The organism is Burkholderia sp. BKH01 (assembly GCF_025685725.1).
Classification (GTDB): Bacteria; Pseudomonadota; Gammaproteobacteria; order Burkholderiales; family Burkholderiaceae; genus Burkholderia; species Burkholderia pyrrocinia_C.
Map to the genome: position 1 here is coordinate 591,723 of NZ_JAOTQT010000001.1, position 23,654 is coordinate 615,376.

Genomic DNA, 23,654 nt, shown 5'->3' on the forward strand with positions numbered 1-23,654 from the left:
CATCTTCCGCCCGCGTAGCAACCCCGGCACAATGCCGCTCATGCGCTACGACAACACCTTCGTTTACCCGTCTTCCGGCCTGATCGGCCGGCTCGCCAACCGGATCGTCGCGAGCGGCCCGCTGCTGCGCGCGCGCCGCGCGCTGCTGTCGCGGCTGCCGTTCCTGCAACTCGCGAGCGACGTCGAGAATGTCGTGTATTGCACGTGGGTTGTCGACGTCGCGGCCGTCGCGCACCTGGTGCCGCGCGGCGTCACGCTCGCGAGCCGCGACGGCCGCACGCTGTTCACGACGCTCACCTATGCGCACCGGCACTTCGGCCCGCGGCTCGCCGGCCCGCTGCGACGCGTGTTTCCGTCGCCGCTGCAGAGCAACTGGCGGCTTTACGTCGATGCGCTGCCGGGCGGGATGCCGGCCGACCGCACGGTGTTGTTCGTGAAGAACGTGTTCGACCACCCGCTCTACGCGCTCGGCAGCCGCCTCTTCAGCGACGCGCTGCCGTCGCATCTCGCGCGGCGCTTCACGCATGCCGTGCGCGACGGACGCTACGATACGCTACTCGCGAGCGGAGGCGGCAGCGCGCCCGACTTCCACTGCGCGGCTGAAGCATCGGACGATCGAACGCTGCCCGACGCGTTCGCGCCGTTCTTCAAGGACTGGCGTGATGCCGTCGCGACGCTATCGCTGCAGCACGCGGCGATCGCGCACGTCGCGGACTGCGACCGTCTTGCGTACGCGTCGATCGACCTGCCGATCGACATCGACGCGGTCCGGCCGCTGAAGACGGTCGGGCCCGCAGGCGGCGACTTCCTCGCGCGCATCGGCGCCACCGGTGAGCCGATGTGCTTCGTCGTGCCCGACGTCGCGTTCCGCGTGCTGTCCGAGCGTCTGCTGTAGCGCGGCGCTCGGCCCGTCCGCCGCGCGGGCGAGTACCCATCCGCATCGTCGTCTTCCGCCAGCCGTCCTTCGCACGACCGCCGAATGGGCCGATGTGCTCGGCCTGCCGGCCCGGGCACGCCATCGCGCATTCCGGCGTGAAACGGTGCTCAGCTTCCGCCGCTGGCGTGAACAGGCGCGGCGGCTGCTCGCGCATCGCGGGAAGGTGCTGACCATCGCGATGGATCATGGCTACAGCAGCCAGAGCGCGTTATCCGCGATGTTCAAGCAGCATCTCCGCGTATCGCCGTCGATGTTTTATGCGTAGCGCGTGTCCGGCTCGACGGCAGCGCTACCGCGCCGCAATCCCCGCGATAAAAAACACGCACGCGGCCGCCGACGCCACCATGCGCACGTGATTCCACATCGTCCACTCGTGCACGTAGCGCGTCCACAGCGCCGCGCCTCGCGCGGCCGCCGGATCGGCCGCGGCGAGCGCATCGTTGAGCGGCACGTTGACGGCCATCGTCACCGCGAACATGCCGAACACGTACAGCACGCCGCCCGCGAGCGCCGCCATCGCACCCGGCCGATCGCGATCGAACAGTGCGATCACGGCCAGCGCGAGCGCCATCAGCGTCGTGCCGAGGAACAGCGGCATGAACGGCGAACGCACGATGTCGACGTTGATCGCGTTCATCGCAGCCACACCGGCCTGCGGCGCGATTCGTCCGAGCGACGTCATCACGAACGTCGAGAACGCGAAGTACACGCCGGCCATCAGCCCGCAGCCGATAGCCGAACCCCACAGCATTGCGGAAGTCACGAACGCGATCATGGTCATGCGCTCCACACGCCAGTTGCGGCCGTCGCACGCGCATAGTCGGCGAAATCGCGCGCCGGACGCCCGAGCGTATGCTCGATGCCGTGCGCCACCTCGCTGTTGCGCCCGTCGAGCACCGTGCCGAACAATTCGTCGAGCAACTCGACGACCGGCTCCGTCACGCCGACCTCACGCAGCCCCGCGACAAACGCATCGGGCGGAATCTCGCGATAAGCGATCAGACGGCCGGCGGCCCGCGCGATTTCGCCGACGGCTTCGGCGAACGTCAGCGCGCGCGGGCCCGTGACCTCGATCACGCGATCCGCGAACCGCGCATCGGTGAGCGCGGCCACGGCCACGTCAGCGATGTCGTCCACATCGACGAAGGGTTCGCGCACCGCGCCAGCCGGCAGCGCGACCTCGCCGGCCAACACGCTGTCGAGCAGATAGCCCTCGGAGAAGTTCTGGTTGAACCAGCTCGCGCGCACCACACCCCAGCCCAGGCCCGACGCCTGCAGCGCGGCCTCGGCGGCCTGCGCGCCGGGCTCGCCGCGTCCGGACAGCAGTACCACGCGCTCGACGCCGCTTTCACGCGCGAGCCGCGCGAATGCGGCGATCGCTTCCACCGCGCCCTCGACTGCCAGGTCCGGCTGGTAGGTCACGTACGCGGCCGACACGCCGTCGAGCGCGGCGGGCCACGTCGCGGGCGCCGTCCAGTCGAAGCGGACAGCCGACGTGCGCGACACGGGCCGCGCCGCGATACCGCGTGCGCGCAGCCGTGCATCGACGCGGGCGCCCGTCTTGCCCGAACCGCCGACGATGAGGATGGGAAGTGCCGACATGTGCGTCTCCTTTTCTCTCTAAAATGCGAGAATGTCTCGCGTTTTAGAAACACGATAGACTCTCGCATTAGCAAGGTCAAGTTTTTCGGAGGCGGCATGGGCCGACAAAAATCGGGGCAGAACGACGAGCCCGAAACGGCGGCACCAGACGCGCCGGCGCGCGCGCGGCTCGTGCCGACGCAGCAGCGCAGCCGCGAGCGGTTCGAGCGCATCCTCGCGTGTGCATCGGACGTGATGATCGAGAAAGGCTGCGACGCGTTCCGGATGAGCGACATCGTCGAACGCACGGGCATCTCGTTCGGTTCGTTGTACCAGTACTTTCCGGACAAGGCGGCCGTGATCGGCACGCTCGCGGAGCGCTACAACGCAATCGGGCACGACTGCGTGCGGCGCGATCTCGCCGCGATGAAGACACTCGACGACCTGCACGGCACGCTCGCGCGCATCACGGACAGCTATTACCGGATGTTCGTCGACGAGCCGCTGATGCGCGACATCTGGCGCGCGACACAGGCCGACCGCGCGCTGCAGGAACTCGACCGGGCCGACGGAGAATTTCTGGCCGCGCTGTTCGCGGATGCGTTGGGAGAAGTGGCGCCCGACACGACACGCGCGCAACGCAGCGCGTTCGCCGGGCTGATGATGATCCAGATCGCGGCGGCTGTGCGCCACGCGATCACGCTGCCGCCGAAGGCGGCGCGGCAGATCCTCGCGATGTTCAAGCGGACGTTGCCGCGGGATCTGGCGGTGCTGGACGCGTGACCTCACCGCTCAATGCACGCGGCCGCCCGGAGGCGGCCGCGCGAAGTGGCATGGTTTGCCGCTTATTTGCTGTAGTCGTACACCCCACGCCCCGTCTTGCGCCCCAACCGCCCCGCCGACACCATCTCGCGCAGCAGCGGGCACGCACGATACTTGGGATCGCCGAAGTCCTTCACGAACACGTCCATCACCGCGAGGCACACGTCGAGGCCGACGAGGTCGGCCAGCGCGAGCGGCCCGATCGGGTGGTTCGCGCCGAGTTTCATCCCCGCGTCGATCTCCTCGGCCGACGCGATGCCTTCGGCCAGCACGAAGAACGCCTCGTTGATCATCGGCACGAGGATCCGGTTCACGACGAAGCCCGGTGAATTGCGCACGCCGATCGGCGACTTGTCGAAACGCTCGGTCAGCTCGCGCACGGCCGACGCGGTCGCGTCGCTCGTCTGCAGCCCGCGGATGATCTCGACAAGCGGCATCAGCGGCACCGGGTTGAAGAAGTGCATGCCGACGAAGCGCGACGGATCGGCGAGCGGCGCCGCAAGCGCGGTGATCGAGATCGACGACGTGTTGGTCGCGATGATCGCGTCCGGCCGCGCGACGGCCTCGATCTGCTTCAGGATGCGTCCCTTCAGCTCGACGTTCTCGGTCGCGGCTTCGATCACGATGTCGGCCGACGCGAGCTTCGCGTAGTCGGTCGACGTCGTGATGCGCGCCAGCGCCGCATCGCGTGCGGCCGCGTCGAGCTTGTCCTTCGACACGAGCCGCTCGAGGCTGCCCTTCAGCGTCGCGATGCCCTTGTCGAGCGCCGCATCGCTGACGTCGATCATCACGACGTTGAGTCCCGCAACGGCTGCGGTCTGCGCAATGCCGTTGCCCATGGTTCCGGCGCCCACGACGCCGACGATTTCGATGGCCATGAAATTTCCTGTGTGTTCGGGTGCTGAGCGTCGATTATCAGATGTTCTCGAAGATCGCAGCAATCCCCTGGCCGCCGCCGATACACATCGTCACGAGCGCGTAACGCCCGCCGATGCGCTTCAGCTCGTACAGCGCCTTGACCGTGATCAACGCACCGGTCGCGCCGATCGGGTGACCGAGCGAGATGCCCGACCCGTTCGGGTTGACCTTCGCGGGATCGAGGCCGAGCTCCTGCGTGACCGCGCAGGCCTGCGCGGCGAACGCCTCGTTCGCCTCGATCACGTCGAGGTCGGTAATCTTCAGGCCCGCGCGTTCGAGCGCCTTCTGCGTGGCCGGCACGGGGCCGATGCCCATGTAGGCCGGATCGACGCCCGCGTGCGCATACGCGACGAGGCGTGCGAGCGGCTTCACGCCCTGCGCGCGCGCGGCATCCGCGCTCATCATCAGCACGGCCGCGGCCGCATCGTTGATGCCCGATGCGTTGCCGGCCGTCACCGTGCCGTTCTCCTTCGCGAACACCGGGCGCAGCTTCGTGAAATCGTCCGCACTCGCGTCGTGACGCACGTGCTCGTCGGTGTCGAACGCGACCTCGCCCTTCTTCGTGCGGATCGCGATCGGCAGGATCTGATCCTTGAAGCGACCTTCCGCGATCGCGCGCGCCGCGCGACGATGCGATTCGAGCGCGAGCGCATCCTGCGCGTCGCGCGAGATGCCGTACTTGCGTGCAACGTTCTCGGCCGTCACGCCCATGTGGATCGTCTGGAACGGGTCGTGCAGCGCGCCGAGCATCATGTCGACGAGCTTGCCGTCGCCCATGCGCTGGCCGAAGCGCGCGGCCGGCACCGTGTACGGCGCGCGGCTCATGCTCTCCGCCCCGCCGCCGATCGCAACGTCGGCATCGCCGAGCATGATCGTCTGCGCGGCCGACACGATCGCCTGCAGGCCCGAGCCGCACAGCCGGTTCACGTTCATCGCGGGCGTGTGCTGTGCGACGCCGCCGTCGATCGCCGCGACGCGCGACAGATACATGTCCTTCGGCTCGGTGTTCACGACGTGGCCGAACACGACATGCCCGACCGCGTCGCCCGGCACGTTCGCACGCGACAGCACTTCGCGCACGACCTTCGCACCGAGGTCGGTCGGCGAGAAGTCCTTCAGGCTGCCGCCGAAATCACCGATCGCGGTACGGACACCGCTCACCACCACGACTTCTTTCGCTGCATTGCTCATCGTCTGCTCCGGTTCGTTCGCGCACGCATGCGCGTTGATGCATTACATGTTCGGGTAATTCGGCCCGCCGCCGCCTTCGGGCGTGACCCACACGATGTTCTGCGTCGGGTCCTTGATGTCGCAGGTCTTGCAGTGCACGCAGTTCTGCGCGTTGATCACCAGGCGATCGCTGCCGTCGTCGTTCTTCATGAACTCGTACACGGCCGCCGGGCAGAAGCGCGCCTCCGGCCCCGCGTACGTACGCAGGTTCACGTTCACCGGCACGTTCGCATCCTTCAGCGTCAGGTGCGCCGGCTGGTTCTCCTCGTGGTTCGTGTTCGAGATGAACACCGACGACAGCCGGTCGAACGTCAGCTTGCCGTCCGGCTTCGGATACTCGATCGGCTCGCACTGCGACGCCGGCTTCAGCGTCTCGTGGTCCGCGTGCTGGTGGTGCAGCGTCCACGGCACGTTGCCGCCCATCACCTTCTGCTCGAGCCCGACCATCAGCGTGCCCAGGTACAGCCCCTTGGCCATCCACTGCTTGAAGTTGCGCGCGCGGTACAGCTCCGTGTACAGCCACGACTGCTTGAAGGCGTCCGGGTATGCGTTGAGCTCGTCGCCTTGACGGCCGGCCTGCAGCGCGTCGAACGCGGCGTCCGCCGCCAGCATGCCGGTCTTGATCGCCGCGTGGCTGCCCTTGATCCGCGATGCGTTCAGGAAACCCGCGTCGTCGCCGATCAGCGCGCCGCCCGGGAACACCGTCTTCGGCAGCGACAGCAGCCCGCCCGCGGTGATCGCGCGCGCGCCGTACGACACGCGCTTGCCGCCTTCGAGGAACGCGCGGATCGACGGGTGCGTCTTGTAGCGCTGGAATTCCTCGAACGGCGACAGGTACGGGTTCGTGTAGCCGAGGCCGACCACGAAGCCGACCACGACCTGGTTGTTGTCCATGTGATACAGGAACGAGCCGCCGTAGGTATCCGACTTCAGCGGCCAGCCGGCCGTGTGGATCACGAGGCCCGGCTTGTGCTTCGCGGGATCGATTTCCCACAGTTCCTTGATGCCGATCCCGTACGCCTGCGGATCGGCGTTCGCGTCGAGCTTGAACTTCGAGATCAGCTGGCGGCCAAGGTGGCCGCGGCAGCCTTCGGCGAACAGCGTGTACTTCGCGTGCAGCTCCATGCCGAGCTGGAAGTTCTCGGTCGGCTCGCCGTCCTTGCCCACGCCCATGTTGCCGGTCGCGACACCTTTCACGGAGCCGTCGTCGTTGTACAGGATCTCGGCAGCCGGGAAGCCCGGGAAGATCTCGACGCCCAGCGCTTCCGCCTGTGCCCCAAGCCAGCGCGTGACGTTGCCCAGAGAGATCACGTAGTTGCCGTGGTTCTTGAAGTTCTCGGGCAGCGCCCAGTTCGGCGTCGTCACCGCGCTCTTCTCGGACAGGAACAGGAAGCGGTCTTCCGTCACCTCGACGGTGAGCGGCGCGCCCTGTTCCTTCCAGTCGGGAAACAGTTCGGTGATCGCGCGCGGGTCCATCACTGCGCCCGACAGGATGTGCGCGCCGATCTCGGAACCCTTCTCGAGCACGCACACGCCGATCTCGGTGCCTTTCTCGGCGGCCAGCTGCTTGAGCCGGATCGCCGCCGACAGCCCGGCGGGGCCGCCGCCGACGATCACGACGTCGTATTCCATCGATTCGCGCGGGCCGTATTGCGCGAGCAAGTCCTGTGTGGTCAAAATCCTGTCTCCTCCTGCGTCCCGACCGTCAATCGATCAGAACTGGACTTCCGTCAACGCGAGCACGCTCTCGTTGCCCTTCGCGCCGACGATCGACGCTTCGAGCCCGCCTGCCTGCACGAGAATGTGCTCCGCATAACATTGCGCGATCGCGATCTTCGCGTCGAAGAACGCCGGGTCGCTCGCGCTGTTCGCCTGCGCGGCCACCAGCGCGCGCGCCATCTGCCAGCCGCACAGCACCACGCCCGCCAGCTTCAGGTACGGCACGCTGCCCGCGAACACCGCGTTCGGGTCCTGCTTCGCATTCGCCACCACGTAGTCCACCACCGACGACAGCGCGCGCGCACCCTTTTCCAGCTGCACCTTCATCGACGCAGCCGCCGCGCCGTCCAGCTTGCCCAGCGCCGCCACCGTGTCGCCGATCTCCGCGATCAGCGCCTTCGCCACCGCGCCGCCGTCGCGCATCGTCTTGCGGCCCACCAGGTCGTTCGCCTGGATCGCCGTCGTGCCTTCGTAGATCGCCAGGATCCGCGCATCGCGGTAGTACTGCGCCGCGCCCGTCTCCTCGATGAAGCCCATCCCGCCGTGCACCTGCACGCCCAGGCTCGCCACGTCGTTGACCATCTCCGTGCTCCAGCCCTTCACGACCGGCACCAGATACTCGTAGATTGCCTGATGACGGCCACGCGTCGCCTCGTCCGAATGGCAGTGGGCAATGTCGCTGTGCGCGGCCGCCACGTACGCCAGCGCCCGCGCGCCTTCGGTCAGCGCACGCATTGTGCCGAGCATCCGGCGCACGTCCGGGTGATGGATGATCGTCACCGACTGCTTCGCGGAACCATCGACCGGGCGGCTCTGCACGCGTTCCTTCGCGAATTCCGCCGCCTTCTGGTATGCGCGATCGGCCACGCCGATCCCCTGCATGCCGACGCCGAAGCGCGCCGCGTTCATCATGATGAACATGTATTCGAGGCCGCGGTTTTCCTCGCCCACGAGATAACCGATCGCGCCGCCGTGGTCGCCGTATTGCAGCACCGCCGTCGGGCTTGCCTTGATCCCGAGCTTGTGCTCGATCGACACGCAGTGCACGTCGTTGCGCGCGCCCAGCGAGCCGTCGTCGTTGACCATGAACTTCGGCACGATGAACAGCGAGATGCCCTTCACGCCTTCCGGCGCGTTCGGCGTGCGCGCCAGCACCAGGTGGACGATGTTGTCCGCCATGTCGTGCTCGCCCCACGTGATGAAGATCTTCGTGCCGAACACCTTGTACGTGCCGTCGCCCTGCGGCTCGGCGCGCGAGCGCACCAGCGCCAGATCGGAGCCCGCCTGCGGCTCGGTCAGGTTCATCGTGCCGGTCCATTCGCCCGAGATCAGCTTCGGCACGTAGCGCTGCTTCTGCTCGTCAGTGCCGGCCGTCAGCAGCGCCTCGATCGCGCCGTCGGTCAGCAGCGGGCACAGCGCGAACGACAGGTTCGACGCGTTCAGCATCTCGATACACGGCGTCGCGATCAGCTTCGGCAGCCCCTGGCCGTCGTACTCGGCCGGATGCTGCAGCCCCTGCCAGCCGCCTTCGACGAACTGGCGGAACGCTTGCGCGAAGCCCGGCGTCGCAGTCACGACACCGTCCTTCCAGCTGCTCGGGTTGCGGTCGCCTTCGACGTTCAGCGGCGCCAGCACCTCGCCGCAGAATTTCGCGGATTCGTCGAGCACGGCCTGCGCCGTGTCGTAACCGGCATCCTCGAAGCCCGGCAACTGCGCAACGGCGTCGATGCCCGCGAGTTCCTTCAGCACGAACAGCATGTCCTTGACGGGGGCGTTATAGCTCATGGTCGATGTTCCAATCAGGCGGTGAATGAGGTGCGCCACGGGGCCGATACGGCAGAACCGGCCAGGCCCGGGCGACGACGTGACCCATCGTAATGCCGCGATGGCCGATTCCCGTTGTCATATCCGGCCCACATGGTGACAAAATCGGCCACGGGATGCGTGGGCGCGGCCGGAAACGGGCGGACGGATAAGGGTTTGGCCGGAGCCGGTTTTGGCGAAAACGGAGAGCAATCGGTGTGCCTGCCGAAGCGGCCGAGCATGCCGTCGGCGGGCGGTCGACGGCCGCAACGGGAGCCGGTTATGGGAATCGACGACAGGAGCCGGCAATGGGAGCGAACGAAGGAAGCCGGTTATGGGAACAAGCAATGGAAGCCTGTTATGGGAACCGTCCTCGAAAACCGGCTCCCACAAGCGCTACGCCCTCCGTCGATACGTCCCCGGCGTGCTCCCCGTCCAGTGCCGGAACGCGCGATGAAACGCGCTCGGATCGTCGAAGCCGATATCGGCGCCGATCGCCGCGATCGTGTCGGGCGTATCGGTCAGCCGCTGGATTGCGATGTCGCGCCGCAGTTCGTCCTTGAGCGCCTGGAACGTCGTGCCTTCGGCGGCAAGGTGGCGGCTCAGCGTGCGCACCGAGCAATGCAGGTGCTCGGCCGCCTGGTCGATCGCGGGCAGGTCGGGCAGCGCCGCCGACAGGTATTGCCGCACGCGATGGCACACGAGCTGTTCGCTGAACGATTCGAAGATCCAGTCGCCGGGCGCGCGCGCGAGGAACTTGCGCAGGTTGCGCTTGCTCTGCCGGATCGGCGCGTCGAGGTAGTCCGCGCTGAAGCGCATCAGCGTGCGCTCGCAGTCGAACTGCACGGAACCGGTGAAGAAGTACAGGTGGTCGACCGCATGGCGCGGCCGCGGGCACGCGAACTCGATCCGCAGCAGCGGGATCTTCTGCCCGATCAGCCAGGAACACACGCCGTGCACGAGCTTGAGCATCAGCTCCTGGCCGAGCGCGCCGATCGGGCCGATGACGTCGTTCGGGCGCAGCAGCACCTGCGCGACGAGACCGTCGCGCTTCGATTCGACGAAGAAATCGTCGAGCAGGATATGGAAGAACTGGCCGAAGCGATGCAGCGCCGTTTCGAGGTTGCGCGCATCGAGCAGGCTCAGGCACAGATACTTCAGCGTGCCGCCGCGCAGCGGGCGCGAGAAGATGCCGGGCATCTCGTCGTCGAGATCGATCGCGAGCGTGCGGTACAGCGTCGAGAACTGCTCCTCCGTCACGCGCGCATGCGGCTCGCCGAGCAGCTCGATCGGGATGCCGGCCCCGCGCAGATAGCGTTCGACCACGTCGCGCTGCGCACCCGCGCTCGCGAGGAAGCCGTTGACGAGCGAGATCGGCACCGTCGCGCTCGGCGACGGCAGCGCACGCCCGGGCAGGGCGGAAAGGGAATCTGAGCCGGTCATCGCGTCCCCGTCGATCGAACCGCTCGCATTGTACTTGAGCGGCCCGCGCGTCTGCTTCGGGGCTTTCGGCGCGCCGGGCCGCGCAGCCGCGGCCGCGCGGCGCTTCGGCGCCATCAGTCGGTGCGGCTGAGTTCCCGGCGCAGGATCTTGCCGACCGTCGACTTCGGCAGCCGGTCGACGAAGCGGACGAGCTTCGGCACCTTGTAGGCCGCGAGGCTCGCGCGGCAATGCTCGACGAGCTGCGCCTCCGTCACCTCAGCATCCGGCGCCGGCACCACGAACAGCTTGACGGCCTCGCCCGTGCGCGCGTCCGGCACGCCGATGCACGCGCATTCGGCGACGCCCGGCAGCGCGGTCGCGACGGCTTCCACCTCGTTCGGATACACGTTGAAGCCCGACACGATGATCATGTCCTTCTTGCGGTCGACGATCCGCAGGAAGCCGGCTGCGTCGAACACGCCGACGTCGCCGGTGCGGAAATAGCCGTCCGCCGTGAACGCGGCCGCGTTCGCTTCAGGCTTCTGCCAGTAGCCGGTCATCACCTGCGGCCCCTTCACGCAGATCTCGCCCGCTTCGCCGATCGCGACCTCGCGATCCTGGTCGTCGAGCAGCTTCACGTCGGTCGACGGCAGCGGCAGGCCCGTGGTGCCCGTGAATCCGTCGATCGACTGCGGGTTGAACGACACGACCGGCGACGTTTCCGACAGCCCGTAGCCCTCGCGGATGAAATTGCCCGTCACCGCCTTCCAGCGCGACGAGATCACGTCGATCACCGCCGCGCCGCCGCCGGCCGACAGCTTCAGCCGCGACCAGTCGACTTCCTTCAGGCGCGGATGGCTGGCGAGCCCCGCGTACAGCGTGTTCACGCCGACGAACACGGTCGGCCGCGCGGCCTTCAGCACGTCGATGAACGCGTCCATGTCGCGCGGGTTCGCAACGAGCCAGTTCTGCGCGCCGATCGCGAAGTAGGACAGGAAGTTCACCGTCAGCGCGAAGATGTGATACAGCGGGATCGCGGTGACGACGACCTCCTCGCCGGGCTCCCGCGCGGCCGGCACGATCGCCGCGAACTGTCCGATGTTCGCGACGAGGTTGCGGTGCGACAGCGCGGCGCCCTTCGACAATCCGGTCGTACCGCCCGTGTATTGCAGCAGCAGCAGGTCCGCGCCGCCCAGCGCGACCGGTTCGCCCGCGAGCGACTCGCCCGCGGCGATCGCGTCCGCCAGCGCGATCGAACCGGGCGGCAACGCGTCGCATGCACCGGCCGGCGCGTCGACCACGCCCAGATCGCCGCGCCCAACGCTCAGCACGGTGCGCACGCGCGTGCCGCCGACCACGTTGGCGAACGTGCTCATCGACCCGCCGCACACCACGGCGACCTCGACGCCAGCGTCGTTGAGCTGATGCTCGAGCTCGCGCGCGGTGTAGTGCGGGTTCACGTTGACCTGGATCGCGCCGATCCTCGCGACGGCGACGAACACGACCGGAAACGCAAGCACGTTGGGCAGCATCACGGCCACGCGATCGCCCTTGCGCACGCCGGCGACCTGCTGCAGATACGCGGCCAGCGCGCTCGACAGGCGGTCGACATCGGCATAGGTCAGCGTGCGGCCGGACCCATGGAACGCAGGACGATCGGCGAAGCGGCGCATTGCGTCGTCCAGCAGCGCGCTTACGGAAGGATGGCGATCGGCGTCGATCTCGGCGGGGATCGAGCCATACGACTGGATCCAGTGTCTCGTGTTCATATAGGTATCCTTGTGCGGCCGGCGCGCAGGCTTTGCGCATCGCGGGAACCGCTCCCGGATCGATGCTGGCGCCGCTCGTTCGACGCCCCATCGCCCGGGCGGCCATGGACCGTCTCACGAACGCCGACTATCGCCCGCCGGCCGCGCTTTGCAAATGATCGACGCGGCCGAAAAGATGATCGAAACGGACAGGTGGCCGGCATGCGGGGCGCATCACGTCGATCGCCCCGAGATCGTACGAAGCTGCGCAGGTCTCATTCCGCTCCGATCGTCGTGACGGGAACCCAGCGGCCGCCCTTCACCCGATAAAGCGTCGACGTCGGATTCCTGAGGTCGCCGTTCGCATCGAACGCGATCTTTCCGGTAACGCCCTCGTAGCGTGTCGCACGAAGCGCCGGCAGGAACTCGGCGGGCTTCGACGAATTCGCCTGCTGCATCCCATGGATCACCACCCACACGCAGTCGTAGGCGAACGGCGCATAGGTAAGCATGCTCGCGCCAAAGCGCTGCTCGAATTTCTGCGCGAACGCCTTGCCTTGCGGGAGCGTGTCGATCGGCCGGCCGTATTCCCACGCCATCGCGCCTTCGGCCGCCGAGCCGGCCACGTTGATGAAGATACTGTCGGCGATGCCGCCACTGCCGACGAACTGGACACGCATGCCCAATTGCCGCATCCGCTTGACAATGAGCGCCGCCTGGTTGTCCAGGCCGCCGAAGTACAGCAGGTCCGCGTTCGCGGCCTTGATGTTCGTAAGCTGCGCGTTGAACTCGACCGCCTTGTCGGTCGTGTATTCGGATGCGACCACCGTGCCGCCGGCAGCCAGCACGGCCTTCTTGAACTCCTCCACCGCCCCCTGGCCGAATGCGGTGCGGTCGTCCATCACCGCAATGCGGCGCGCCTTCATCACGGTGACGGCATATGTTCCGGCATCGCCGGAGTTCTGCGTATCGGTCGCGATGATGCGGAACACCGTCTTCAATCCCTGGCGGGTGATTGCCGGGTTGGTGGCTGCCGGGTCGATCAGCGGGATGCCGGCCTTCGCGAATATCGGCGCCGACGGCAGTGCCACGCCGGAGTTGTAGTAGCCGACCACCGCGGCGACGCCGTCGTCGACCAGCTTCTGGGCGACCTGGACACCGATGCGCGGGTCGCCCTGGTCGTCCACGGAGTCGAGTTCGAAACGGACATCCCGGCCACCCAGCCTGATGTGCCTGGCGTTCGCCTCCTCGACGGCCAGGCGCGCACCGTTCTCGAGGTCCTTGCCGTTCGCGGCACTGATGCCCGTCAATGGGCTGGACACGCCGATCCTGACGACCTGCTGCCCGTAGGACGAACCGCAGGCGAACGACAACACGATGGCGCTCATGCCTGCGGCGAGCAATCTGCGTGGAAGATCGAGCATGGGTTCGCCCCCGATGACAACGCACCCCGGTCGGCCGCCGCCGCCGTCGATCGGCCACAGACTCGACCCCGATCACCGCAGTTGCGTCCAGGCCTCGATTACCCTGAACGGCTGCTCCGCAAACGGTGGTTGTATTGATCAATATAGGATGAAAGAGAAATGAGCGGCCACTGCGTGCCGGCCGCTCCGTCCGTGGACAGACCCGGTCAGAACTTGTGACGCAGCGCAGCCCGTGCAACGACCTGATTCCGGTTCGACGCTACGTTGTCGGCGCCAGGTACATAGGCAACGTCGAGCACGGTGCCGGTACGATCGCCCCCGACATGCTGGAGAGCCCGGAAGACGCGGCGACGATCGAGCGCGTGCGCGCGCAGGTCGCCGAGCTGACCAAGCGTTTCCCGGTCTATCGCTGATGCCCGACAAAGTCGGACCCGTTCGCGCCTCGTCGTTCAACCGAGGCTGATAGGCGTGAGCGAAGGCCAACGACACGAGGCTGCGCTGGCGACCGCACGCCAGGCCAACGAGCGGCAGCGCCACCGGGCCTTTCGCAACCAGGGCTCCTGTCCATGGGCGTGGATATAATCGCGGGTGGTATCCAGCTCGGATCGAGCCGCTGGTCGGCCCTATGCGCCGGTCGATCCGGCCCGGTGCAGCGCGGTTGCGCTCAGGGTGAACCCTGTGGCGAAACCGCGCGTTCGGGCGCAGAATCGCGGGCCCGGAATCGGTATCGAATTGGACTCAGGACTCAGTCATGCCGCGCGACGCGCTGATGAAACCGACGGGCACACAGTCGCCCGGCGATCGACTACCCGACGCCACGCTGTCCGCCCTGCTGCGCGAGAAACGCTTCTCGCCGTCCAAGGTCGCGGTCCTGCTCCAGGTCGCATCGGACCTCGGGCTCGACGCGGGGTCCGTGCTGGCCGAGACCGGCCTTGATCCCGCCGCCGTCGCCGATCCGTTCACGCTGACCTCGTCGCAGCAGTTCCTGACGGCCGCACGCAACGCGATCCGCCTGTATGACGATCCGGATCTCGGCGTGCGCGTCGGCCGCCTGCTGCATGCATCGAGCTACGGAATGTACGGCTACGCGATGCTGTGCTCGGAGTCGATGGCCCATGCGTTCGACTCGGCCGTCAAATATCACCAGCTCGCGAACCCCGCGCTCGCGATCCGCTGGGTCGCGCAGGGCGATACGGCGTCGTGGCTGTTTCCGAACCAGGACGAAGCGCTGCTGCCATGCCTCGACCCGCCGCTGTACCGCTTCCTGATCGACATGCAGTTCGCGCTGCACGTGACGATCATCAAGGACGTGATGGGTGCATGGTGCGTGCCGGCGCGCGCGCAGTTCACGCAGCCGGAACCGCCGCATGCGGCGTTGCTGTCCGACGCGCTCGAATGCCCGCTCGCGTTCGGCCAGCCGCGCAACGTGCTCGACTACCCGGCAGCGTGGCTCGCGCGCGCGCCGCAGCTCGCGAATCCGATCACCGCCGCGCAGGTGTCGTCGCATTGCGCGCGCCTGCTCGACGAGCTTCGCACCCAGGCGGGCGTCACACGCCGCGTCTACCAGGAACTCACGCGCACGCCGGGACAATTCCCGGACATCGACGCGATCGCGGACATGCTTTGCATGACATCGCGCACGCTGCGCCGCAAGCTCGAAGCCGAAGGCACGTCGTACAGCGAACTGCTGACGAGCGTGCGCAAGGCGCTTGCGATCGACTATCTCAGCACGACCACGCTCAGCACCGAGGACATCGCGCTGACGCTCGGCTTCAGCGATGCGGTCGGATTCCGCCACGCGTTCAAGCGCTGGACCGGCACCACGCCGAGCGACGTGCGGCGCAAGCGCGGCGGCTGAACGCAGACGACGGCGCCGTCGACGAATTTCAGCGTGCGTCGCCGGCCGCCGGCGCCGCGACCGCCAGCGCAAACTCGAACACCGCGCCGCGCCCGGCCCGGTCGACGAGCCGGATGCCGCTGCCGTTGAGCGCCAGCATCCGGTGCACGATCAGCAGGCCGAGCCCGCCGCTCGTCACCGTGCCGCCGCTCATCGGCCGCTGCGGCCGCTGGAACAACCCTTCGCGCCGCGCCGCCGGAATCCCCTCCCCGGTATCCGACACGGTCACGACCACGCGGTCGCCTCGCGGCTCCAGCGCGACCTCGACCTCGCCGTGCGAAGGCGTGTGCCGCAGCGCGTTGTCGAGCAGGTTGGTCAGCACGCGCTCGATCATCCCGAGATCGGCCGACACGACCGGCACGCGCGGCGGGATCCGCGCATGCAGCGCGACACCGCGCGCCTGCGCGGCCAATTCGAATTTCTGGAACACGTCCTGCACGAGATCGACGAGCGAGAACGGCTCGCGCTCGGCCTGTACGCCGCCCGATTCGAGCCGCGCGAGCTCGAATAGCGCCTGCGCGAGCCGGCCGACCTTCGCGCTCTGCGCGAGCGCGATCGACAGGTAGCGCCGGCGTTCCGGTTCGGTGAGCGCGTCGGACTTCAGCGACAGCGTCTCCAGATAGCCGTGCAGCGACGTGAGCGGCGTGCGCAGGTCGTGCGAGATGTTCGTGATCAGTTCGCGCCGCTGCTGGTCCTGGTGCGTCAGCGTGCGCCACTGGTCGCCGATCCGGTCGGCCATCTGCGCGAACGCGGATTCGAGCACCGCGATTTCGTCGCCGCGCCGGCCCGGCGGCGAGCGCGGCACCGGCGGCTGCGTGTCGGGCACGCCATGCGCGTCGAAACGGCGCATCGCGTCCGTCAGCCGGCGCAGCGGGCGCGTGATGAAGCTGAACGCGGTGAGGCCCGCGAGCAGGCCGAGCAGCGCGACGACCGCCATCGACCACAGCGTCGTGCGCAGCACGTTGCCGGCGTCGACGCGCGCGGCCAGCCGGTCGTGCGCCTCGCCGAGCAGCACCACGTAGATATAGCCCGACGGCGGCTGTCCGGCGCGCTGCAGCGGCGCGGCGCTGAACACCTTGCGCGCGTCGGGGCTGCGCGGATCGTCGCCGAGGATCGGCAGCGGCTGGCCCGCGATGAAGCGCTGCACGGGCGCAAGGTCGACGCGGTCGCGCTTCACGTGGCCGGGCGGCGCATCGTCGCCCTTGATCCGCCCCGCGTTGTCGAGCAGGTACACCTCGACGCTCGGGTTCACGCCCATCAGCTGGCCGAACAGCGTGCGCACGGCGTCGGGGCGCAGCCCGTTCGCGTCCATCAGCGGTGCGCTGTTGGCGATGTTGGCGGCGAGGTCGCGCGACAGCCCCTGCACGACCTCCTTCTCGCGCATGTCGTTCGCGCGGATCTGCAGCCACGCCGACGCACCCGAGCAGGCGAGCAGCAGGATCGAGAACACGAGCGACAGCCGCTGGGTGAGCGTGAGTTTCATTATGCGTCCCGCTGGCCCGGCGCGGCGAGCTTGTAGCCGCGTCCCCACACGGTGAGGATCCGCACGGGCTCGGCCGGATCGGCCTCGATCTTCGCGCGCAGCCGGTTGATGTGGGTGTTGACCGTGTGTTCGTAGCCTTCGTGCTGGTAGCCCCACACGGCATTGAGCAGGTCCATCCGCGAGAACACCTTGCCCGGGTGCCGAGCGAAGAAATACAGCAGGTCGAATTCGCGCGGCGTGAGGTCGATGCGGGCGCCGTCGACGCTCGCCTCGCGCGCGATCGGGTCGATCGACAACCCGGCGATGTCGAGCGTGCCCGCGTCGATCCGCGAATCGCGCGCGAGCGCGTCGACGCGCCGCAGCAGCGCCTTCACGCGCGCAACGAGTTCGAGCACCGAGAACGGCTTCGCCAGATAGTCGTCGGCGCCGAGTTCGAGGCCGAGGATCCGGTGCACCTCGCTCGACCGCGCGCTCGTGATGATGATCGGCGTATAGCGCGTCATCGCACGCGCGCGCCGGCAGATCTCGAGGCCGTCGACGCCCGGCAGCATCAGGTCGAGGATCAACGCGTCCCAGTTGCCCTGTTCGAGCAGGCGTAGCCCTTCCGCGCCGTCCGCGCTGTGCACGACTTCATAGCGCTCGTCGCGCAGGTGCAGGCTCAGCACGTCGGCGATGTCGGCGTCGTCCTCGACGATCAGGATGCGTTTCGGATGGTCCATGGCGGTGGGTGGCGGCAGGTCGGGCTCGGTAATGGCGGTTGGGGGATGACCGGCGGCCGGTGATCGGCTCGGGCCGGCCCGGGTCCGGCTGGCCGGTCGCCCGGTCGAATCGCGGCGCAAGAGCGCGCTGCCGTCATTGTGCAAAATTTTGCGGCGGCAAGTGATCACATTTCATTTAACTTTGGATCGCGCCTGTACTGTAAGCCAATCCCCGCAAGGCTTTCCGCTCAGGCCCCCAAAACAAGACTAGTGTCATCCCTCCCGAACACCAAATGGACACTAAAGGGCGGACGCGCCACGTTCCGAGCGATGACGCAAGTCGGCGCATTTTCGAACAGAATCCTACCCGCACCACGACCTCCGTCCCGAGCCGCCGATCCGACGGCAATCCGCCGAGCACTCGCCGGAGCCTATGCAACCGTCCGCCCTGAATGCAGCCGGTCGGCGCAACCTGTAGCACGTGGCAACGCCAATCTTTCACATCCGGCACCGGTGCCGCGCATCCGCGGCCACACTCTGGTCGTGCATGGACTCTAGCGATTCACCAGGGTGCCGCCAGGATCCGTCTGCCGCCTGAGCGAAGGCTTGTCCCACGCCCTTGCGCGACGGTCATAACTCAACGTGACGAGACCCGGTAGCTTGTCGTCGTTATTCCGGAATCGGCAAGCCCAGCCGCCAGCTCAAGTTTCTGCGCGCTCGCGTCTCGCAGCGCGAGTAGAAGAAATCCGTGAGATAGATGCGCGGGCGTGCGAGCAACCCGCGCAGAATGGTCCGTTCATGAAGGTCGTAAGCCCGGTCGTCAAGATCGGGGCGCTCCGCCCTGAGGAGGCGGCCGTCTTCGCGAAATCTGCTGCGAGAAGCGCCAAGCGCTGCCAGGTCGATGTCGCACACGAAACGGGTATCCGGCTCTGTGGCAATGCCCAAGTGGGTCGTCGCGAGAATCATCGCGCGGATACGGTCGCACGCGCGGATTCGCCCCCCGGCCTGGCGGCTGAACCAGTCCGCACTACGCTGCTCGTTATCCTGCGCGCCAGGAACGAAAATCACGTCATGGAACCACAGCGTGAGCTCGACGGCGTCCGGTTCGGGAATCGAGTCGCGCGCCAGGTCGAGGTGACGCAAACATCGCCGGACATGCGCGAGCGTATGGTAATGGCGCGCCGGCTCCGTATAGCATCGCGCCAGCATGCGATACACATCCTCGGCCTGTGTCCCGCCGCTGCACGACCACAACGCGACGAACCGCGCCTGCGTCCGGTTCACGTTCGCTCCTTGGCCCGGGGCGGCTGCGCATGATCGCCCGATGCCGACATTACCGCGATGCGCTCAGAGAAATTCCCTGCGGATGTCGATACTCGACCGCTGTCCGATGTTTCCGTAGTGATGCGCGAGCCATGTATCCGCTTCGCGTCGCCCGTAGTCATGCAGTTCGCTGAGAAATCCCCAATCCGCGTTGTACTTGCTCGATACACTCAACGCGCACAGAGCGTCGTCGGCCCGAATGGAATGGATCAGCATTTCCTTCATCTCGCCGCGTTTTATCGCGCCTTGCTGGATCAGGTCGGTGACAAACGAGATTGCTCGCATCTCGCGCATCAGCGACGAGTTGAAACTGATCTCGCTGATACGGTTGAGAATTTCGGCAGCCGCGATTGGCACACCGCGGCGCACGAGCGGATTGATGTGCACGATCACGACGTCGCGCGTCGCGCAATTGTAGATGAGAGGATAGATGGCCGGATTACCCATGTAGCCGCCATCCCAGTAGTACTCGCCATCGATCGCGACCGCCTGGAACAGTGTCGGCACGCATGCCGATGCAAGTACCGCGTCGGCACTGACGTCCTCTCCCGTGAAGATGCGTATTTTCCCTGTCTCGACATTGGTTGCGCACAGGTACAACCGGATCGGACAGTGCTTGCGCAGCGCATCGAAATCGACCTGGCTTTCGAGCACTTCGCGCAGCGGGTTCAGGTTGTTCGGATTGAACTGATAGGGCGAAAAAACGCGCAGCATCATGTCGGCGAATGCATAAAGCGGCGAATGATCGAGCCCGAAGCTGTGCGTGCCCTTCAGCCACGGCACCCAACGCAGCGGGTTGTAGCGCTCCGCCGATTGCGCGACTGCGTGCCAGAAGTCGTGCAGTGCCTGGCGCGCCCCGTCTTCGCCCCCTTTTTGCAGCCCGTATGCGAGTACAGCAGCGTTCATCGCGCCGGCGCTGGTCGCACTGACACCCTCTATTTCGAGCCTGCTGTCTTCGAGCAGACTGTCAAGCACACCCCAGGTAAAGGCGCCGTGCATCCCGCCACCCTGCAAAGCCAGCGCGATCTGTTTGCGCGGTCCATCATTGCGGCGTCTTGTGTGCGTGATCGTCATGCCCGTCTCCCCAGCTCTCCGTTATGCGGAGCAGCGGCAGGTAATGGGCGGTACGTCGTCACGCGATACGTCGTCGTGCGCCGCAGGTCCATTCATCCTGCGCGTTCGTCCAATGCATCCAGCAGCGCTTTCGCCTCTCGCAGGTCGCTCGTGTCGAATCCTTCCGTGAAGCAGCTGTACACCTCGGACAGTGCCCGCTTTGCCTCCACGGTCTTCCCCTGCCGTTGCAACAGCCTCGCAAGGTCCGACGCTGCTCGCAATTCCAGCGCTCTGGCACCCTGCCGGCGCGCTCGCGCGATCGCTCGGTGAAAACAGTCCACCGCTTCGGCATCGCGTGCAGGTGCAGTACCGTCCTTGACCGCCGCTTCGGCCAAATAGACTCCCGTGAGCCGGCAGAGCTCGACTTCGTAGCAGTGCTCACCGGATTTCTCGACGATCGCCATCGCCTCTTCCAGCGTGTCTCGTGCCGCCCTCTTGTCGCCCGCACGCCAGTAGCTGTCGGCGAGCAACGCGAGAGAATATGGCCGCAGGTCTTCGCCGCCGGCTGCCCGCTGCGCATCGAGGCCCAGCCGCATCTGCGCGATTCCGTCCTGGATGTTTCCTTGCTCGCTCGTCGCCCAGCCTCGCAGAAACATCCCCCACGCGAGCCAGTAAGGCAATCCATGCTCGGTCGATACGGCAATGACCGCATCCGCACGCTCACCGGCAAGCACCGGCTCCCTCCGCAGTTGATGCAAGTGGGCTGCGTAGGTAAGACTGAACGCCAGAGATGGCCCATAAGAAAGGCCCTGCGCGAGCGCGAGTGCTTCAGCGCCGCGTTTGAGCGCTTGTCCCGGATATCCCTGAAACCACAAGGTCAATACGAGGTAATTGAGAGCCCGGATACCGGGATCCACCCCGTGTGCGAAGACGTGTGCCTGATGCTGCTTCGGATCGTAGATCGCGCAGGCCTGTTCCAGGTTTGCGCGAGCAGCGCCGAAATCGCCCTGCAAAAAGAAGCACGCGCCCAGCGCACCATGTGCCTCCACGAGCAAGCCCGGATCATTCGCATCCCGGGCAATACCGAGCATCTGGTTGCTCAGATCGGTCGCGATTGCATACTCGCCGCGCACCACATGGTGTATCCGCAAGCCCAGCTGCGTCGCAAAGCGTTGCGATGCCTCGCCGGTCCGCTCGCATAACTCGAGCGCGCGCCGGTATGTCACGCCCACCTCTGTCGAGCCATACCCACGGACATCCATCAAGACCGGCCCGAGGGAAAGCAGCAGCGTCAGTTCCCAATGCGCATGCATGGGTGTATCCGGCAAACGCTTGAGCAGCGCAAGCGCCGCTCCGAGGTGATTCATTGCATCGGGGTGGGCAGCATGACGCAGCGCCTGCTGCGCCGCACGATGCAGATATTCGACAGCCTTGGGAATGTTTCCGCTCTGACTGTAGTGGTGCGCAAGTTCGCTGCAGTAATCGGCGATGCGCGTCGGGAACAGCACCTCGATCGCCTGCGCAGTGCGCTCGTGCAGCGTGGTACGCCGCTCCGTGAGCAAAGAGCGCCCGGCCACTTCCTGAGTCAGCGCGTGTTTGAATGAATAATTGACCTCGGGAAAGGCCGGTCGCTCGTAGATGAACTCCGCGGCTTCCAGATGGGCGAGCAGACCGCGCAGTTCATCGTCCCGCGCCGGCGCTTCACTGCAAATTCGCCGGATCAGGCTGAACGGAAACTCGTGGCCTATCACGGCGAGCGCCTGCAGCAGTTCCTTTTCCTTGATGGGAAGCCGATCGATCCGAGCAGCCAGCACGCCCTGCACGGTGGTGGGAATATGCAGCGTCGCCGGGGTCTCCACGATGCGGTAATGCCCGGCATCGCCGAGCAGCGATTTCTCTTCGACAAGCGTCTGGACCACTTCCTCCATGAAAAACGGGTTGCCCTCCGTCTTCTCCAGAATGAGTTGCTTTAGAGGCACGAGTGTGCGATCTTCGCCGAGCAGCGCCGTAAGCAGTCCTTGAGCATCGGATGGACCAAGCGGTTCGAGACGGATCTTGCTGCAATGAACCGCGCGGTCCCACACGGGCCGATACTCGGGCCGGTAGTTCACCAAAAGGAGTATTCGCTCGTCCGGCACGTGGTCGACCAGGTACGTGAGGAAGGCTTCTGTCTCACGGTCCAGCCATTGCAGATCCTCGAACAGCAAATGGACCGGCTGATTCCGGCTCTCTCGCGCGAGAAGCTTCCTGATCGCGTCGAAGGTACGGTCGCGCCGGATCTGCGGATCCATCTCGACCAGTATCGTCCCGCCGTCGCCGATTCCAAGCAGATAGAGGATGTATGGCACGAGGTCCTCGAAACTGCGTTCGAGCGTGAGCGCCTTGCCGATGACCTTTTCCCGGCAGCGCCGCTCGTCGTCCTGCGTCGTGATCTGGAAATAGTTCTTCAGGAGTTCGATGAGCGGCAAATTGGGAAACGCCTTGCCGTGCGAGACCGAAAACGTCTCCAGCACCAGCGCGCCACGCCGTGAACGCTCCTTGAACTCGTGGAACAGGCGAGACTTTCCGACGCCCGCCTCCCCCACGACGCCGACCACGCGCCCATGCCCGCCCCTCATTGCCTCCAGCGCCCGGTTCAGATGTTCCATTTCCGGTTCACGGCCGACGAACCGCGCGAGACCGCGATGCGCCGACAACTGCAGGCGCGTGCGCAACGCCCCCAGGCCAAGCACCTCGTATACGCACAGCGGCGCGGGAATTCCCTTGAGTTGCGTTGCCCCCAGCGCCTTGAACTCGAAATAGCCTTCGGCCAGCTTATGGGTGGACTCGCTGACGAGAATCGACGTGGGCGTGGCGATTCCCTCGATCCGCGACGCGATGTGGATCGTATGCCCGAGCGGATCGTATTCGGTGTGCAAGTCGTCGGTGCGAATGGAACGGACGACGACCTCGCCCGTATGAACGCCGACGCGAATTTGCAGAGGAATGCCTTCCCGCAGACGAATGCGATCGCCGTGCTGCCGCATCGCCTGCTGCATGCGCAATGCAGCGAAAAGCGCTCGCTGCGCATGGTCTTCGTGGGCGATCGGTGCGCCGAACAGCGCGAGGATGCCGTCGCCGAGCGATTTCGCTACGTACCCTTCGTAGTAGTGGACGGCGTCCATCATCAGCTCGACCACGGGCACGATCAGGCGATGCGCCACTTCAGGATCGAGATCGTGGATCAACGCGGTCGACCCGGCCATGTCGGCAAACAGCGCGGTAACGGTCTTGCGCTCGCCAGCGGGCTCGCCGCGCGCTTCCATGGCCGCGTGTTCGGCACGGATCCGCTCGGCAAGATGATCGGGCGTGTAATGAATGGGGGTTGGCGGCGGCTCCCGACCCGATGGTCGAGAAAACGACGGCGCAGCGGCGGGTGTTGCCAGCGACGTCCCGCAATTGCTGCAGAAGCGAGCTGCCGGCTCGGCCTCATGTCCGCATTGCGGACAAGTGCGGGACAGCACGGCCTGACACTCCTGGCAGACCTTCGAACCGGGAGGATTCTCGGACCCGCATATTGTGCAGCGCATAAAACCCTCTTCCTGCCAAGGGTCGAC

At 66.5% G+C, this 23,654-nt stretch carries 18 protein-coding genes and 1 pseudogene; 4 read left to right on the forward strand and 15 right to left on the reverse strand.

Going from position 1 to position 23,654, the window contains the following annotated elements:
* Window positions 1-31 precede the first annotated feature (31 nt).
* Both OEJ37_RS02565 and OEJ37_RS02570 read left to right on the forward strand, forming a co-directional pair.
* Window positions 32-895, forward strand: a complete 864-nt coding sequence (locus OEJ37_RS02565; protein WP_317891510.1) for a DUF2071 domain-containing protein — start codon at window positions 32-34, stop codon at window positions 893-895.
* A gap of 94 nt (window positions 896-989) precedes the next feature.
* Window positions 990-1,202: a helix-turn-helix domain-containing protein gene (locus OEJ37_RS02570; protein WP_263343072.1), complete on the forward strand. Its 213-nt coding sequence runs from the start codon at window positions 990-992 to the stop codon at window positions 1,200-1,202.
* Between the two features lie 24 nt (window positions 1,203-1,226).
* Here the strand turns inward: OEJ37_RS02570 and OEJ37_RS02575 are convergent, their stop codons facing one another.
* Together OEJ37_RS02575 and OEJ37_RS02580 are read right to left on the reverse strand one after the other, a co-directional pair.
* A complete protein-coding gene (locus OEJ37_RS02575) occupies window positions 1,227-1,712 on the reverse strand; it encodes a DUF1772 domain-containing protein (protein WP_263343073.1) in 486 nt (161 codons plus the stop codon).
* A 2-nt stretch (window positions 1,713-1,714) separates the two neighbouring features.
* A complete protein-coding gene (locus OEJ37_RS02580; protein ID WP_263343075.1) occupies window positions 1,715-2,539 on the reverse strand; it encodes an NmrA family transcriptional regulator in 825 nt (274 codons plus the stop codon).
* Between the two features lie 96 nt (window positions 2,540-2,635).
* Between OEJ37_RS02580 and OEJ37_RS02585 the strand changes: the two genes are divergently transcribed.
* Window positions 2,636-3,301, forward strand: coding sequence for a TetR/AcrR family transcriptional regulator (locus OEJ37_RS02585; RefSeq protein ID WP_263343076.1), 666 nt, complete (start codon window positions 2,636-2,638; stop codon window positions 3,299-3,301).
* A gap of 62 nt (window positions 3,302-3,363) precedes the next feature.
* Here OEJ37_RS02585 and OEJ37_RS02590 read toward each other — a convergent pair whose 3' ends face one another.
* The 8 genes and pseudogenes from OEJ37_RS02590 to OEJ37_RS02625 all read right to left on the reverse strand — a co-directional run.
* Window positions 3,364-4,218, reverse strand: coding sequence for a 3-hydroxybutyryl-CoA dehydrogenase (locus tag OEJ37_RS02590; protein WP_263343077.1), 855 nt, complete (start codon window positions 4,216-4,218; stop codon window positions 3,364-3,366).
* Window positions 4,219-4,255: 37 nt separating this feature from the next.
* Window positions 4,256-5,449: a beta-ketothiolase BktB gene (gene bktB / locus OEJ37_RS02595; RefSeq protein WP_263343078.1), complete on the reverse strand. Its 1,194-nt coding sequence runs from the start codon at window positions 5,447-5,449 to the stop codon at window positions 4,256-4,258.
* 42 nt (window positions 5,450-5,491) lie between these two features.
* Window positions 5,492-7,120, reverse strand: a complete 1,629-nt coding sequence (locus OEJ37_RS02600; RefSeq protein WP_411859230.1) for an electron transfer flavoprotein-ubiquinone oxidoreductase — start codon at window positions 7,118-7,120, stop codon at window positions 5,492-5,494.
* A gap of 81 nt (window positions 7,121-7,201) precedes the next feature.
* Window positions 7,202-8,992 carry an acyl-CoA dehydrogenase gene (locus tag OEJ37_RS02605; RefSeq protein WP_175920558.1) on the reverse strand — a complete coding sequence of 597 codons (1,791 nt, stop codon included), beginning with the start codon at window positions 8,990-8,992 and terminating at the stop codon, window positions 7,202-7,204.
* Window positions 8,993-9,406: 414 nt separating this feature from the next.
* Window positions 9,407-10,567, reverse strand: a complete 1,161-nt coding sequence (locus OEJ37_RS02610; protein WP_263343082.1) for an AraC family transcriptional regulator — start codon at window positions 10,565-10,567, stop codon at window positions 9,407-9,409.
* Window positions 10,567-12,201: an AMP-binding protein gene (locus OEJ37_RS02615; protein ID WP_263343083.1), complete on the reverse strand. Its 1,635-nt coding sequence runs from the start codon at window positions 12,199-12,201 to the stop codon at window positions 10,567-10,569. Before OEJ37_RS02615 ends, OEJ37_RS02610 begins: the two co-directional genes overlap by 1 nt.
* Before the next feature lie 254 nt (window positions 12,202-12,455).
* Complete coding sequence (locus OEJ37_RS02620; protein ID WP_411859222.1) at window positions 12,456-13,568, reverse strand: branched-chain amino acid ABC transporter substrate-binding protein; 1,113 nt, start codon at window positions 13,566-13,568, stop codon at window positions 12,456-12,458.
* Between the two features lie 242 nt (window positions 13,569-13,810).
* Window positions 13,811-13,933: pseudogene (locus OEJ37_RS02625) on the reverse strand (porin); the annotation flags it as partial.
* Between the two features lie 422 nt (window positions 13,934-14,355).
* On the opposite strand from OEJ37_RS02625, the gene OEJ37_RS02630 reads away from it, so the two are divergent.
* Window positions 14,356-15,462 (forward strand): AraC family transcriptional regulator, encoded by a 1,107-nt coding sequence (locus OEJ37_RS02630; RefSeq protein ID WP_175920561.1) that lies wholly within the window; start codon window positions 14,356-14,358, stop codon window positions 15,460-15,462.
* Between the two features lie 28 nt (window positions 15,463-15,490).
* Here OEJ37_RS02630 and OEJ37_RS02635 read toward each other — a convergent pair whose 3' ends face one another.
* From OEJ37_RS02635 to OEJ37_RS02655, 5 genes are all read right to left on the reverse strand, one after another.
* Window positions 15,491-16,984, reverse strand: coding sequence for a sensor histidine kinase (locus tag OEJ37_RS02635; RefSeq protein WP_263343088.1), 1,494 nt, complete (start codon window positions 16,982-16,984; stop codon window positions 15,491-15,493).
* The gene (locus tag OEJ37_RS02640) at window positions 16,984-17,703 is read right to left on the reverse strand and encodes a response regulator transcription factor (RefSeq protein WP_111021077.1); all 720 of its coding nucleotides are present in this window, start codon (window positions 17,701-17,703) and stop codon (window positions 16,984-16,986) included. Before OEJ37_RS02640 ends, OEJ37_RS02635 begins: the two co-directional genes overlap by 1 nt.
* A 648-nt stretch (window positions 17,704-18,351) precedes the next feature.
* A complete protein-coding gene (locus tag OEJ37_RS02645) occupies window positions 18,352-18,891 on the reverse strand; it encodes a hypothetical protein (RefSeq protein ID WP_411859231.1) in 540 nt (179 codons plus the stop codon).
* A 138-nt stretch (window positions 18,892-19,029) separates the two neighbouring features.
* Window positions 19,030-20,079 carry a patatin-like phospholipase family protein gene (locus tag OEJ37_RS02650; protein ID WP_175947913.1) on the reverse strand — a complete coding sequence of 350 codons (1,050 nt, stop codon included), beginning with the start codon at window positions 20,077-20,079 and terminating at the stop codon, window positions 19,030-19,032.
* Window positions 20,080-20,171: 92 nt separating this feature from the next.
* Entirely contained in the window at window positions 20,172-23,627 is a 3,456-nt protein-coding gene (locus OEJ37_RS02655) for an adenylate/guanylate cyclase domain-containing protein (RefSeq protein WP_263343092.1), read from the reverse strand.
* Between the last annotated feature and the right edge of the window lie 27 nt (window positions 23,628-23,654).